The sequence below is a fragment of the Bradyrhizobium sp. 139 genome (assembly GCF_023074175.1).
Taxonomy (GTDB): domain Bacteria; phylum Pseudomonadota; class Alphaproteobacteria; order Rhizobiales; family Xanthobacteraceae; genus Bradyrhizobium.
The window spans coordinates 33,710-47,255 of sequence record NZ_JADPKS010000173.1; the positions used below are offsets into that span (position 1 = coordinate 33,710).

The following is a 13,546-nucleotide window of genomic DNA, read 5'->3' on the forward strand; positions in this document are numbered from 1 at the left end:
AAAAGTGGGGTGCTCATGTCAGACAAAGCCAACAAGGGCCTGTTGTCGCCGCTCCGGCGCAAACTATTGATGGGAATGGCCGCCGTGCCTGTTATCACGATGCTGCCGCGGGCGTCTTTTGCGCAGACCCCGGCGACCTCGGCGGTCAACACGACCGGCCTGGCGATCACCGACACCGAGGTGACGGTCGGCATCCTGCACTCGGCTACCGGCACCATGGCCATCTCCGAGACCGGCTCGATCGAAGCCGAAAAGCTAGCCATCGAGCAGATCAACGCCATGGGCGGCGTGCTCGGGCGCAAGATCAAGTTCATCCAGGAAGACGGCGCCAGCGATTGGCCCACCTTTGCGGAAAAGGCCAAGAAGCTGCTCGTCAACGACAAGGTCGCGGCGATCATGGGCTGCTGGACGTCGGCATCCCGCAAGGCCGTGCTGCCGGTCATGGAGCAGTATAACGGCATGCTCTATTACCCGACCTTCTACGAAGGCCTCGAGCAGTCCAAGAACGTGATTTACACCGGCCAGGAGGCGACCCAGCAGATTCTCGCCGGCCTGAACTGGATCGCCAAGGAAAAGGGCGCCAAGTCGTTCTTCTTCATCGGCTCCGACTACATCTGGCCGCGCACCTCGAACAAGATCGCGCGCAAACACGTCGAGAACGTGCTGAAGGGCAAGGTCGTCGGCGAGGAGTACTATCCGCTCGGCAACACCCAGTTCAACTCGGTGATCAACAAGATCAAGTTGACCAAGCCCGACGTGATCTTCACCGACGTCGTCGGCGGCTCGAACGTCGCATTCTACAAGCAGCTCAAGGCCGCCGGCATCGACCTCTCCAAGCAGGCGCTGCTGACGATCTCGGTGACCGAAGACGAGATCGACGGCATCGGCGGCGAGAACATCGCGGGCGCCTATGCCTGCATGAAGTACTTCCAGTCGCTCGACAATCCGAACAACAAGACCTTCGTTCCGGCGTTCAAAACGATGTGGGGCGAGAAGACTGTCATCGGAGACGTTACCCAGGCTGCCTATCTCGGCCCGTGGCTGTGGAAGTTGACGGTGGAGAAGGCGGGCTCCTTCGACGTCGACAAGATCGCCGCGGCTTCGCCGGGCGTCGAGTTCAAGAACGCGCCGGAAGGCTATGTGCGCATCCACGAAAACCATCACCTCTGGTCGAAGACCCGGGTGGGACGCGCCAAGCTCGATGGCCAGTTCGAGCTGATCTACGAGACTGCCGATCTCGTCGAGCCGGATCCGTTCCCCAAGGGCTACCAGTAAGACGCGGCGTTCGCCGCCGTTTCCCTTCAAGCCAAAACCGCTCCCTGGCGTGGATTGCAAGTCCAGCCCAAGACCCCCGCGTCGCGAACCTGCTCGCGACGCGGGACCTTATCCCCGACGGAGGACATCGATGTTCGGCGACTACTCGCTTGGTGATCTTGGCTCCATTTTCGTCATGCAGGGTTTTGCGGGACTGATCCTGTTCTCGGTCTATGTCCTGATGGCGCTCGGGCTTGCCATCATCTTCGGCCAGATGGGCGTCATCAACATGGCCCATGGCGAGTTCATGATCCTCGGCGCCTACGTCACCTGGATGACCTCGAATATCTTCCAGTCCTATTTGCCGAGCCTGTTCAGCGGCTACTTCTTCCTCGCGATGATCCTGGCCTTCGTCGCATCCGGCGCGCTTGGAATGTTGGTGGAGTGGGTGCTGATACGGCATCTCTACAAGCGCCCGCTCGATACGCTGCTTGCGACCTGGGGTCTCAGCCTGATGCTGCAGCAGGCCTATCGCTCCGTGTTCGGCGCGCGCGAGGTCGGCGTCGAGTTGCCGCAATGGATGCTTGGCTCCTTGCACGTGACCGACAGCATCGAGGTGCCGATCAACGGCGTCTTCGTGATGTGCCTCACCCTCCTGATCACCGTCTGTGTCGCTTACGTCATGTACAAGTCGCGCTGGGGTCGCCAGGTCCGTGCGGTCGTGCAGAACCGCGTCATGGCCGGCGCGGTCGGCATCAACACCGAAAAGGTCGACCGCTATACCTACGGCCTCGGCTGCGGCATCGCCGGCATCGCCGGCAGCGCCTTCACCATGATCGGCTCCACCGGGCCAACTTCCGGGCAGCTCTACATCGTCGACACGTTCCTGGTGGTCGTGTTCGGCGGCGCCGCGAGCCTGCTTGGCACCATCGCCTCGGCCTTCTCGATCTCGCAGACGCAATCCACCCTCGAGTTCTTCATGTCGGGCTCGATGGCGAAGGTGCTGACGCTGCTCGCCGTTGTCGGAATCCTGATGCTGCGGCCGCAAGGGCTGTTCGCCCTCAAGGTCCGCAAGTGAGAAACTGGGGCTGATGCAATGACCGACAATCGTTTCTTCAATCGATCGGAGTTCATCGGAATTCTGGTGCTCGCGGTTTTCCTGATGGTGATCCTGCCGCTCACGCTCGATGTCTTCAGGCTCAACCTGGTCGCAAAATATCTGACCTACGCCTTCGTCGCGCTGGGGCTGGTGGTCTGCTGGGGCTATGGCGGCATTCTTAGCCTCGGCCAGGGCGTTTTCTTCGGACTCGGCGGATACTGCATGGCGATGTTCCTCAAGCTCGAGGCCTCGAGCGTGGAGAACACCAAGATCCAGTCGACACCCGGCATTCCCGATTTCATGGACTGGAATCAGATCACCGCGCTGCCATTGTTCTGGAAGCCTTTCAGCAGCCTGACCTTCACAATCGCCGCCATCATTCTCGTGCCCGGCATCTTTGCCCTCATCATCGGCACTGCGATGTTCAAGCGCCGGGTCGGCGGCACTTATTTCGCCATCATCACCCAGGCGGTCGCGGCCATCCTGACGATCCTGATCGTGGGCCAGCAGGGCTACACCGGCGGCATCAACGGCATGACCGATTTGCGCACGCTGAAAGGATGGGACATCCGTCCCGACCACGCCAAGGTCGTGCTGTACTTCTTCGAGGTCGGGTGCCTGTTCGTCTGCATCATGATCGCGCAGTTCGTCCGACACTCCAAGCTCGGACGCATCCTGGTTGCGATGCGTGAGAAGGAGGACCGCGTCCGCTTCTCCGGCTACAGCGTCGCGAACTTCAAGATCTTCGCCTTCTGCGTCGCTGCCGTGTTCGCCGCGATCGGCGGTGCCATGTTCGCGCTCAATGTCGGCTTCATGTCGCCGTCCTTCGTCGGCATCGTGCCGTCGATCGAGATGGTGATCTACACCGCGGTCGGCGGCCGGTTGTCGATCCTCGGCGCGGTCTACGGCACGCTGCTGGTCAATTTCGCCAAGACCAGCCTGTCGGAGACCTTTCCCGAATTGTGGCTGTTCGGATTGGGCGGGTTGTTCATCGCCGTGGTTCTCGCCTTCCCGAACGGCCTTGCCGGGATCTGGGGCGATTATGTGCAGCCGCACATCGATCGCCTGATCTCGTCGCGCAAACCGAAACCCGAAGGCTGGACCGACAAATCGGTCACCGACGGCGCCCCGGCGGAGTGAGGAGATCATCATGCTCGTAGGTCACCAGCCCAAGGAATTCCTGCTCGCCGTCGAAGCGCTGACCGTGTCGTTCGACGGGTTCAAGGCGGTCAACGATCTCTCGTTCTACGTGGACGAGAACGAAATCCGCGTCATCATCGGTCCTAACGGCGCCGGCAAGACCACCGTGCTCGACCTGATCTGCGGCAAGACCAAAGCAACGTCCGGCTCGATCCAATTCCGCGGCAAGGAGCTGACGCGGATGAGAGAAAACGAGATCGTCAAGACGGGGGTCGGTCGTAAATTCCAGAACCCCTCGATCTACGACGATCTCACGGTGTTCGAGAATCTGGAGATCTCGTATCCGCGCGGACGCTCGGTGTTCGGTGCGCTGACCTTCACCCGCGACGCCGCGGTGCGCGACCGGGTGCATGAAGTCGCCGAAATGATCTTCCTGAAGGACCGGCTGAACGTGAACGCCGATCTGCTCAGCCACGGCCAGAAGCAGTGGCTCGAGATAGGCATGCTGCTGATCCAGGATCCGGATTTGTTGATGCTGGACGAGCCCGTCGCCGGCATGAGCGTGTCCGAGCGTGCCAAGACCGCCGAGCTGCTCAACCGCATCATCAAGAACCGCTCTGTGCTGGTGATCGAGCACGACATGAAGTTCGTCGAGGACATCGCGCACAAGGTCACCGTGCTTCACCAGGGCCAGATCCTCTCGGAAGGGACCATGGAGAAGGTGAAGAACGACCTCAAGGTCGTCGAAGTCTATTTGGGTCACTGACGAATGGCCAACGTGAGTCAAACGAGTGCTACGGGCTCCGTTCACCTCTCCCATAGGGAGAGATCGAATTGCGAAGCAATTCGGGTGAGGGGCTCCGCTCTCTCGTGGGACCCGATCCCCCTCACCCGCGCCTTCGGCGCGACCTCTCCCCGACGGGGAGAGGTGAAGAACACCAAGTCGTAGGAGCCTCGCATGCTCGCTATCTCAGATCTTCACGTCGCCTACGGCCAGAGCGAGGTGCTGCACGGGCTCAACGTCAACGTCGCGCCCAACGAAATCGTGGCGATCATGGGCCGCAACGGCATGGGCAAGACCACGCTGATGAAATCGCTGATGGGCATCCTGCCCGCGAAGAGCGGCTCGGTGATCATGGACGGCGCCGAGCTCGGCAGCCTGCCGAGCTACGAGCGCGTCGCCAAGGGCCTCGCCTATGTGCCGCAGGGCCGCATGATCTTCTCGACCATGACGGTGAAGGAGAACATCGAAACAGGTCTCGTCGTCTCCGGCGGGTCGGAGGTGCCCGGCGACATCTACGAACTGTTTCCGGTGCTGCTGGAGATGAAGGGCCGTCGCGGCGGTAATCTCTCCGGCGGCCAGCAGCAACAGCTCGCGATCGCCCGCGCGCTCGCGACCAAGCCCAAAGTGCTGCTGCTGGACGAGCCGACCGAAGGCATCCAGCCGTCGATCATCAAGGACATGGCGCGCACGCTGAAGCGCATCCGCGATGAGCGGGGGCTGTCGATCGTCGTGTCCGAGCAGGTCCTGAGCTTCGCGCTCGACATCGCCGACCGCGTGCTGGTGATCGAGAACGGCGAGATTGTGCGCGACGATCCGCGCGACGCCGTCGATGCCACGCAGGTCTCGAAATATCTGTCTGTCTAACCAACCGTATAAAAGGGGAGCATCTCGATGCCAGAGACACTGATCAAGGTCGATCTCACCAAGTCGGCTTACGATAATGACATGGTGCATAACCGCTGGCACCCCGACATCCCGATCGTGGCCTGGGTCAACCCCGGCGACGACTTCATCATCGAGACCTATGACTGGACCGGCGGCTTCATCAAGAACAACGACTCGGCCGACGACGTGCGGGATATCGATCTGTCGATCGTGCACTTCCTCTCGGGCCCGATCGGCGTCAAGGGCGCCGAGCCCGGCGATCTCCTCGTCGTCGATCTGCTCGACGTCGGCCCGCTCAAGGAGAGCCTCTGGGGCTTCAACGGCTTCTTCTCCAAGCAGAATGGCGGCGGCTTCCTCACCGACCATTTCCCGCTGGCGCAGAAATCGATCTGGGACATCAAGGGCCTCTACACCTCGTCGCGCCACATTCCCGGCGTCAACTTCGCGGGCCTGATCCATCCCGGCCTGATCGGCTGTCTGCCCGATCCGAAGATGCTGGACACCTGGAACAAGCGCGAGGCCGAGCTGATCGCGACCAACCCGACCCGTGTGCCCGGCCTTGCCAACCCGCCATTCGCGCCGACCGCTCATGGCGGCCGCGCCAAGGGCGACGTCAAGGCCAAGATCGGCGCGGAAGGCGCGCGCACGGTGCCGCCGCGCGAGCATGGCGGCAATTGCGACATCAAGGATCTTTCGCGCGGATCGAAGATCTACTTTCCGGTCTACGTGCCCGGCGCCGGTCTCTCGATGGGTGATCTGCACTTCAGCCAGGGCGATGGCGAGATCACCTTCTGCGGCGCCATCGAGATGGCCGGCTGGCTGCATCTGAAGGTCGAGGTGATCAAGGACGGCATGGCGAAATACGGCATCAAGAATCCGATCTTCAGGCCGTCGCCGATCACGCCGAACTACAAGGACTATCTGATCTTCGAGGGCATTTCGGTCGACGAAGCCGGCAAGCAGCACTATCTCGACGTCACTATCGCCTACCGCCAGGCCTGCCTGAATGCGATCGAGTATCTGAAGAAGTTCGGCTACTCCGGCGCGCAGGCCTACTCGATCCTTGGCACCGCACCGGTTCAGGGCCACATCTCCGGCGTGGTCGACGTGCCCAACGCCTGCGCCACGTTATGGCTGCCGACGGAGATCTTCGACTTCGACGTGATGCCGTCGTCGGCGGGACCGATCAAGCACATCAAGGGCGACATCCAGATGCCGATCTCACCGGACAAATGATCCCTGCGCGACGGGATGCGGGACGGCAGCGTATTTGCCGCCCCGCATCCGCCGCGGAATGGCTTCTCATACAGGCAACAGCGTAGGGATGATGCAATGCCGGTCTATGAATATCTCTGTGACGATTGCGGGCCTTTCAAGGATATGCGCCCGATGGCCGAATGCGACGATCCGCAGGCCTGCCCGCATTGCGAGACGATGGCGCCGCGCGTCATCCTGACCGCGCCGAACTTCTTCTGCACGCCGGCCGAAAAACGCAAGGCGCACGCCGTCAATGAGCGCAGCTCGCACGCGCCGCAGACGCTCGCGCAATACAAGGCCTCGCACGGCCCCGGCTGCGGCTGCTGCTCCACGGGCAAGAACACGCCGGACAAGAAAAAGCCGGCGCGGCTGGTGACCAAGACCAGGAGCGGCGCCAAGGGCTTTCCGACGGCGCGGCCCTGGATGATCAGTCACTAATTCACGCGGCAATCTCAAACAAAGTGGAGGAGCAATTCCAATGCTTCACGGTGACATTTCCAGCAGCAACGACACCGTCGGCGTCGCAGTGGTCAACTACAAGATGCCTCGCCTGCACACCAAGGCCGAGGTGCTCGACAACGCCCGCAAGATCGCCGACATGCTGGTGGGCATGAAGACCGGTTTGCCCGGCATGGATCTGGTGATCTTCCCGGAATACTCCACCCAGGGCATCATGTACGACCCCAAGGAGATGTACGAGACCGCCTCGGCGGTGCCCGGTGAAGAGACCGCGATTTTTGCCGAGGCCTGCCGCAAGGCGAAAGTCTGGGGCGTGTTCTCGCTGACCGGGGAGCGCCACGAGGAGCATCCGCACAAGGCGCCCTACAACACCCTGATCCTGATGAACGATAAGGGCGAGATCGTCCAGAAGTACCGCAAGATCATGCCGTGGGTGCCGATCGAAGGCTGGTATCCCGGCAACTGCACCTATGTCTCCGAAGGCCCGAAAGGGATGAAGGTCAGCCTGATCATCTGCGACGACGGCAATTTTCCGGAGATCTGGCGTGACTGCGCCATGAAGGGCGCCGAGCTGATCGTGCGTTGCCAGGGCTACATGTATCCGGCCAAGGAACAGCAGATCCTGATTTCCAAGGCGATGGCGTGGGCCAACAATGTCTATGTCGCGGTCGCCAATGCCGCCGGCTTCGATGGCGTCTATTCCTATTTCGGTCATTCGGCGATCATCGGCTTCGATGGACGTACGCTCGGCGAATGCGGCGAGGAGGACTACGGCATCCAATACGCCCAGCTCTCGAAACATCTGATCCGCGATGCGCGCCGCAATGGCCAGTCGCAGAACCATCTCTACAAGCTGGTCCACCGCGGCTACACCGGCATGATCAATTCCGGTGAGAGCCCGCGCGGCGTCGCGGCGTGTCCGTATGATTTCTACAAGAACTGGATTGCCGATCCGGAAGGCACGCGAGACATGGTCGAGGCGATGACCCGCTCGACGCCGGGCACCGACGAGTGCCCGATCGACGGCATCCCGAATGGGGCGTCTCCGAGCAACTACTGAGCCATTGCCCGCGCCACGTCGAGAGGCGGAGGGCACGGCGTGCGCATTGGATGATCAGCCCTTGATGTGAACGGCCGTACATGGGTGGACGTTCTGACCGCATGCGCGCGATAGGAGCGCGCGGACAAGTCGTTTGCCGCGGCCGGCGGCCTGATGATGACCCTGCGCGGCCGCGTCGCCTGGGCGCATGATTACAATGCGGACCGCAGCCTCGGCGCGGCGTTTCAGACGCTGCCGGGATCGGCCTTTGTCGTCAACGGCGCCGCGCAGGCGCGCGATTCCGCGCTGACCACGGCGGCGGTGCAGATGAACTGGATGAACGGCTGGTCTGCGCCGGCGACCTTCGAGGGCGAGTTCTCGAACGTGACCCGTTCCTACGCGGGCGAGGGCGTCGTACGGTACGCGTGGTAAGCTTTACTGCTTCTTCTGCGGAGGCTTGCGCGGCGGGCGCGGGGATGCGGGGACGGCGGGCGCCCCGCTCATCTTGTTGGCGGCCTCGCTGACGTCGAGCAGTGAGCGACGGATATCCTCGACGTAGCTCGCCGACTTCTTCTTCATGGTATCGGCAAGATCGTGCAGTCCCTTGATCTTCTCGAACAGTTCGTCCGCCTTGCCATCGGCGAAGCCGGGCACCACGCCTTCGATCTTGGTGACTGCCTTGTCGAATCCCGCAAAGGCGCTGTCGACCTTGGCCATGATAGAGTCGATTTCGCCGCCCTTGCTGCGCAGGTCGGCGGTGTGGTCCTCGAACGTGCGCAGGCCCTCCCTGATCGCGGGAGCGTTGCTCACGATCGTGCGGTCGACACTATGCAGGGTATCGACGATGGATTCGGCGTCGCTGAGATCCGCGGTCAGCACGGGGACGCCGTCCGAGTCCAGCGGCACCGGCGGGGCGGAGGGCGCGCCCCCGATCAGCGAGATCGCGGCGACGCCGGTGAGGCCCTGGAACTCGATGCCCGCAACCGTGTCCTTGCGGATCGGCGCGGTGTTGTCGAGCATCACCAGCGCCACGATCTTGCGCGGATTGTCCAGCTTGATCGACAGGATCTGGCCCGCGGGAACACCGTCGAAATTGACCGGCCCGCCGCGGCGCAGTCCGCTGGCGGAGCCGCCCTCGAACACCACGCGCAACTGGCTGCGGCTCTGGGCGGTGCGCCATTTCTGCACGCCGAGCACGCCGCCGAACGCCACGGCGATGACCGCCAGCGTCGCCGTTCCGATTACCAGGTTGCTCGCGCGTGCCATGCGGGACGATTTTACGGCCAAAGCGGGGTGGTTGGAAGGAGCCCGGATCAGGCTATGACCGCAATGTTAAATAGGGCGGGTTAGCGAAGCGTAACCCGCCAATCCGCCCTGTGCGATATCAATGCCCGGCCGCGCGCTTTGCTGCAGCATTGTTCAACACGATCAGGGCGTCGACGGCGACGCCCGCCTTGGTGTTGATCAGGAACGGGTTGACGTCGATCGAGGCGATCCGGTCGCCGGCATCTGCGATCAGGTTGGATAGGCCGACCAGCGCTTTCACCGCGGAGGCCTCGTGCAAGGCCGGCTTGCCGCGATAGCCGCGCATCTTGATACCGGCCTTGGTGCGGCCGATCAGGAGCCGCGCTTCGGCCTCGTCCAGCGGCGCGCCGGCGAGCGCCACGTCCTTCATCAGCTCGATGTCGATGCCGCCGGTGCCGAACAGCACGACCGGACCCATCTCGGCATCGAGCGAGGCGCCGACCACGAGCTCGAGATCGGCCTTGACCTGCTGCGCGATCAGGATGCCGTCGAGCTTCGGCTTTCCCTTCAACCTGCTCACCCGCGCCGTGATGTCAGTGAATGCCTTCTTCACCTCGGCCGCGCTATTGAGGTTCAGCACCACGCCGCCAATATCGGATTTGTGCAGGATTTCGGCGCTGACGATTTTTGCCACGACCGGAAAGCCGATCTGCTTGGCGATCTTCACGGCCTCGGCTGCCGTCTGTGCGATCGCCTCCTTCGAGATCGGGATGCCATAGGCTTTCAGCAGCTTCTTCGAGGCGACCTCGTCGAGCGCGGCGCCGGTTGCCGATGTCAGCGCCTTCTCCAGCATGGCGCGCGCGGCAGGCTTGGAGCTCGAGACGATGTCGGGCACTTCCTTGCGCAGTTTGGCATAGTCGAGCAGGGATTTGATCGCAGTCACCGCACGGTCCATGCCCTGCATGACCGCGAGATGCGGCAGCGATTTGCGCAAGCTCTTGGTGAATTCGGTGAAGCCGATCGACATCGCGCTGATGTAGATTACCGGCTTCGAGGCCCGACTGGCCATCTCGTCGACGATGCGCAGATTGCGCTCACGCTGTTCGTGCGGGGCCTTCGGTAGTTCGGAATCGATGATGACGATGTCGATATCGGGATCGTCGATCATCAGCTTGATCGAACTCATGTAGACGGAGGGGTCGACCACTGCGGCAAAGCCGGCGTCGAGCGGATTGCCGACGATCGAGCCCGGCCCGAGCATCTTTGCCAGCTCCGAGCTGACATGCGGGCTCAGCGGCGCAAAATTCAGGCCTTCGGCATAGAAGGCATCGATCAGCATGCCACGCTTGCCGCCGGACAGCGTGACCGCGGCGAGCCGGCCGCCTTTGGGTACGGCAGAGTGAACAAAGCATTCGGTGGTCTCGATCAGCTCGTCGAGGCCGCCCACCCGGATCACGCCTTCGCGTGTTGCGATGGCGTCGAACGTCTCGATCGAGCCAGCGAGCGCGCCGGTGTGTGCCATCGCCGCCGCGCGGCCGCCTTCCGACGATCCGAGCTTGAGCGCGATCACCGGCTTGCTCGCGGCGCGCGCGGCCTTGCAGGCGTCGCGGAACGCCCTGGTGTTGCGGACGCCTTCGAGATAGACCACGATCACCTCGATGCTCGGATCCTCGGCGAAATAGCGCATCAGGTCTGGCGTCTCGAGCCCGGCCTCGTTTCCGGTCGTCACCATGTAGCCTACACCAACGCCGCGATCCTCCAGCGCCTGGCGGATCGCCATGACGATGGCGCCGGATTGCCCGGCGATCGCCACCGCGCCCTGTTCCATGGTGACGATGCGGTCGTCGATGTTGGTGAAGAGCTTCTCGCCGGCGCTCAAATTGCCGAGGCAGTTCGGGCCGGTGACGGCGAGGCCCGTCTCGCGCACGGCCGCTTGCAGTTCGGCGGCGAGCTTCTGGCTCTCATCATCCTGCAACTCGCTGAAGCCGGAGGTGACGATGGTGGCCGACCGCGCGCCGGCTGCGGCGGCGTCGCGGATCACCTGCACGGCAAAGCGCGCCGGCACCAGCACCAGCACATGATCAGGCTTTTCCGGCAGGTTCGCAAAATCCTTGTAGCAGGGGACGCCCCAGATCGTCTCGCGCTTGGCGTTGACCGGATAGAGCCCGCCCTCGTAGCCGTACTTGACCAGATTGTTCCAGATGCGCTCGGCATAGTTGCCGGGCTTGTCGGTCGCGCCCACCAGCACGATGTTGTGCGGGTGCAGTAAGGCGTGGATGCCTTTGACGACGTCACTGGCGTCGGGCGATGGAGACCATGGGCGCGGAGAAACGGACGCAGCGGATATGAACGCTGCTGGCACTTGGGCTTCCATGGTGCTTCCTCATCTTTTGTTCTTGTTGCAGCGCGCTGTCATGCGCCGGCTTCTGGCGGGGCTGATCGTGCGGGCTCCATGCCGCGTGGCGGAATGGTGTGGCTTCGCGGCAAGGCTAGCATCACCAGACTTTTGGCGAAAGTGCGAACGATCGGAGCCGCTGCTGCTGGCGGATGACGATGATGTGCGGCTCGACTTCAAGGCGCGATGGCCCAGAGGGCGCGCCTCGAATTCACCGATTCCGAGCACGACATCGGGCTCTGCGCATTCGGCGCGACCAAGGCCCGCGGCAACATCTGTTCTTCGGAGTCGCATTGCAGGCCCGAGCCTGGTGTGATCGAGCTCTGCATCCTCGCGATCGATAATCATCCGGATTGGGCCGGGTTTTCCTGCCGGTCCGTGCCGATCTGCCACAGCCGCCTGTCGCAGGCGGAGGCTGCGACAGGATCGGCGCGCATTTCTATCTCGACGGCGCGCCCGTCAGTCCGGAAGCGATCGTGACCGGTGGCGACAGCTACACGCTGAGCCTCGATCTGCCGCCATCCGGCATTGCCACTCTTGCGTGGTCATGCCCGGTGCTCAGGGGTGTCCGCGATTCGCGTCGCCTCGGCCTGTCCATCGTGGCGATCGACCTCGGACAGGACATTCCGGAGGCTGAAAGCGCCGGAAGAGCATCGTCGCTCGCCGAAAGAGAATAGCGGCCCTTCGGCCGCCATTCGCATTTTCGGGCTGGTACTTTCGGTCGAACTAGCCGCCCGTTTCGGCGCTGATGATATCGCCGAACAGCTCCCACTGGCCCTTCTTGAACCGCCACATCTTGAGCTGCTCGATCGGCGCGAAGTCCGCAGCAGAGGTGTTGATCTTGATCCCCGGGATCAGCGTGTCGGGGACGAAGTCTTTGAGGCTCGCGGCCTGCTTCATCACATTCTCCCGGGTCAGATTGTCGCCCGCCTGCTTCAGCACCTGCACCATGGTCTGGGCAGCGGCATAGGCGTAAACCAGATTGGCGTCCGAAATGTTCGCACCGGGCATGTACTTGTCGATGAAGGCCATGAACTTCTTCATGCCCTCGTCGTCCTTCCATTGCGGATCCGACGCATCCTTCAGATAGCCGGCCGACAGCACGCCTTCGGAGGCCTCCAGGCCGGCCGGCTTCATCACCGCGCCGATGGAGACCGAGACATCAGTCATGAGGTGCAACGGCTTCCACTCCAGCTCCGCGATCTTCTTGATCGCCTGTGCCGCGAACTTCGGGGTCGCGATGTTCACGAAGACATCGGCGCCGGTGCCCTTGAGCTTGACGATGTGAGCATCGATCGACGGCTCCGACGTCTCGTAGCTCTCTTCGGCCACAATCAACTTCGCCGCCTTGTCGCCGAATACGTCCTTGATGCCGGCGAGGTAGTCTTTGCCGAAGTCGTCGTTGGCATAGAAGATCGCGACCTTCGCGTCCGGCTTCTCCTTCAGAATGTACTTGGCGAAGATCTGTGCCTCGACCCGATAACTGGGCTGGAAGCCCATGGTCCAGGGAAAGTTCTTCGGGTCGTTCCACTTGCTGGCGCCGGTGGCGAGGAAGAGCTGCGGCACCTTCTTGGCATTGTGATACTTCTGAACTGCGGTCTGGGTCGGCGTGCCCAGCGCGTTGAAGACCAGGAAGACCTCGTCGCTCTCGATCAGCTTGCGGACCTGCTCCACGGTCTTCGGCGGCGAGTAACCGTCATCATAGGAGATCCAGTTGATCTTGCGGCCGTTGATGCCGCCCTGGTCGTTGATCATCTTGAAATAGGCTTCCTCGGTCTTGCCGATGATGCCGTAGGCGGAAGCGGGACCGGAATAGGCTTCGACATTGCCGATCTTGATCTCGGTGTCGGTGACGCCGGTGTCGTACGCCTTCTGCGCTTGGGCGGCCTGGGCGGTGAACAACGCCAGCGCCGTTGCTGCGGCAAGCAGGGAGAGCTTCTTGTTCATGAAAATTCCTTAAATTCCCTTGGGGTTTCTTCCGGGTTGGAG

12 protein-coding genes and 1 pseudogene are annotated in these 13,546 nt (G+C 62.4%); 10 read left to right on the forward strand and 3 right to left on the reverse strand.

Annotation, left to right across the window (positions count from 1 at the left end):
- Positions 1-15 precede the first annotated feature (15 nt).
- The 9 genes and pseudogenes from urtA to IVA80_RS36325 all read left to right on the forward strand — a co-directional run.
- The gene (gene urtA, locus IVA80_RS36285) at positions 16-1,275 is read left to right on the forward strand and encodes an urea ABC transporter substrate-binding protein (RefSeq protein WP_247439910.1); all 1,260 of its coding nucleotides are present in this window, start codon (positions 16-18) and stop codon (positions 1,273-1,275) included.
- A 130-nt stretch (positions 1,276-1,405) separates the two neighbouring features.
- A complete protein-coding gene (urtB, locus tag IVA80_RS36290) occupies positions 1,406-2,332 on the forward strand; it encodes an urea ABC transporter permease subunit UrtB (RefSeq protein ID WP_247439911.1) in 927 nt (308 codons plus the stop codon).
- Positions 2,333-2,350: 18 nt separating this feature from the next.
- The gene (gene urtC, locus IVA80_RS36295) at positions 2,351-3,493 is read left to right on the forward strand and encodes an urea ABC transporter permease subunit UrtC (protein ID WP_247439912.1); all 1,143 of its coding nucleotides are present in this window, start codon (positions 2,351-2,353) and stop codon (positions 3,491-3,493) included.
- 10 nt (positions 3,494-3,503) lie between these two features.
- Positions 3,504-4,259 (forward strand): urea ABC transporter ATP-binding protein UrtD, encoded by a 756-nt coding sequence (gene urtD, locus IVA80_RS36300; RefSeq protein WP_247439913.1) that lies wholly within the window; start codon positions 3,504-3,506, stop codon positions 4,257-4,259.
- A 192-nt stretch (positions 4,260-4,451) separates the two neighbouring features.
- Positions 4,452-5,141 (forward strand): urea ABC transporter ATP-binding subunit UrtE, encoded by a 690-nt coding sequence (gene urtE / locus IVA80_RS36305; protein ID WP_247439914.1) that lies wholly within the window; start codon positions 4,452-4,454, stop codon positions 5,139-5,141.
- Positions 5,142-5,168: 27 nt separating this feature from the next.
- On the forward strand, positions 5,169-6,398 hold the full coding sequence (gene fmdA / locus IVA80_RS36310) for a formamidase (protein WP_247439915.1): 1,230 nt from the start codon (positions 5,169-5,171) through the stop codon (positions 6,396-6,398).
- Positions 6,399-6,494: 96 nt separating this feature from the next.
- Positions 6,495-6,857 (forward strand): zinc ribbon domain-containing protein, encoded by a 363-nt coding sequence (locus tag IVA80_RS36315; protein ID WP_247439916.1) that lies wholly within the window; start codon positions 6,495-6,497, stop codon positions 6,855-6,857.
- Positions 6,858-6,897: 40 nt separating this feature from the next.
- Positions 6,898-7,938 (forward strand): aliphatic amidase, encoded by a 1,041-nt coding sequence (locus tag IVA80_RS36320; protein WP_247439917.1) that lies wholly within the window; start codon positions 6,898-6,900, stop codon positions 7,936-7,938.
- A gap of 117 nt (positions 7,939-8,055) precedes the next feature.
- Positions 8,056-8,349 (forward strand): annotated as a pseudogene (locus tag IVA80_RS36325) (autotransporter outer membrane beta-barrel domain-containing protein); the annotation flags it as partial.
- Between the two features lie 3 nt (positions 8,350-8,352).
- Here the strand turns inward: IVA80_RS36325 and IVA80_RS36330 are convergent.
- Entirely contained in the window at positions 8,353-9,183 is an 831-nt protein-coding gene (locus IVA80_RS36330) for an MlaD family protein (RefSeq protein WP_247439918.1), read from the reverse strand.
- A 118-nt stretch (positions 9,184-9,301) separates the two neighbouring features.
- On the reverse strand, positions 9,302-11,536 hold the full coding sequence (locus IVA80_RS36335; RefSeq protein ID WP_247439919.1) for an acetate--CoA ligase family protein: 2,235 nt from the start codon (positions 11,534-11,536) through the stop codon (positions 9,302-9,304).
- A 374-nt stretch (positions 11,537-11,910) separates the two neighbouring features.
- Here IVA80_RS36335 and IVA80_RS36340 point away from each other — a divergent pair, with 374 nt between their 5' ends.
- Positions 11,911-12,234, forward strand: coding sequence for a hypothetical protein (locus tag IVA80_RS36340; protein WP_247439920.1), 324 nt, complete (start codon positions 11,911-11,913; stop codon positions 12,232-12,234).
- A gap of 49 nt (positions 12,235-12,283) precedes the next feature.
- On the opposite strand, the gene IVA80_RS36345 is transcribed toward IVA80_RS36340, so the two are convergent.
- Positions 12,284-13,504: an ABC transporter substrate-binding protein gene (locus IVA80_RS36345; RefSeq protein ID WP_247439921.1), complete on the reverse strand. Its 1,221-nt coding sequence runs from the start codon at positions 13,502-13,504 to the stop codon at positions 12,284-12,286.
- Positions 13,505-13,546: the final 42 nt, after the last annotated feature.

What these genes read in the sequence shown, in the direction of transcription:
- urtD (WP_247439913.1), top strand. Translation starts at nt 3,504, where the DNA reads ATGCTCGTAGGTCACCAGCCCAAGGAATTCCTGCTCGCCGTCGAAGCG.
- urtE (WP_247439914.1), top strand. Translation starts at nt 4,452, where the DNA reads ATGCTCGCTATCTCAGATCTTCACGTCGCCTACGGCCAGAGCGAGGTG.
- urtC (WP_247439912.1), top strand. Translation starts at nt 2,351, where the DNA reads ATGACCGACAATCGTTTCTTCAATCGATCGGAGTTCATCGGAATTCTG.
- IVA80_RS36345 (WP_247439921.1), bottom strand. Translation starts at nt 13,504, where the DNA reads ATGAACAAGAAGCTCTCCCTGCTTGCCGCAGCAACGGCGCTGGCGTTG.
- IVA80_RS36335 (WP_247439919.1), bottom strand. Translation starts at nt 11,536, where the DNA reads ATGGAAGCCCAAGTGCCAGCAGCGTTCATATCCGCTGCGTCCGTTTCT.
- urtB (WP_247439911.1), top strand. Translation starts at nt 1,406, where the DNA reads ATGTTCGGCGACTACTCGCTTGGTGATCTTGGCTCCATTTTCGTCATG.
- fmdA (WP_247439915.1), top strand. Translation starts at nt 5,169, where the DNA reads ATGCCAGAGACACTGATCAAGGTCGATCTCACCAAGTCGGCTTACGAT.
- IVA80_RS36320 (WP_247439917.1), top strand. Translation starts at nt 6,898, where the DNA reads ATGCTTCACGGTGACATTTCCAGCAGCAACGACACCGTCGGCGTCGCA.
- IVA80_RS36330 (WP_247439918.1), bottom strand. Translation starts at nt 9,183, where the DNA reads ATGGCACGCGCGAGCAACCTGGTAATCGGAACGGCGACGCTGGCGGTC.
- IVA80_RS36315 (WP_247439916.1), top strand. Translation starts at nt 6,495, where the DNA reads ATGCCGGTCTATGAATATCTCTGTGACGATTGCGGGCCTTTCAAGGAT.
- urtA (WP_247439910.1), top strand. Translation starts at nt 16, where the DNA reads ATGTCAGACAAAGCCAACAAGGGCCTGTTGTCGCCGCTCCGGCGCAAA.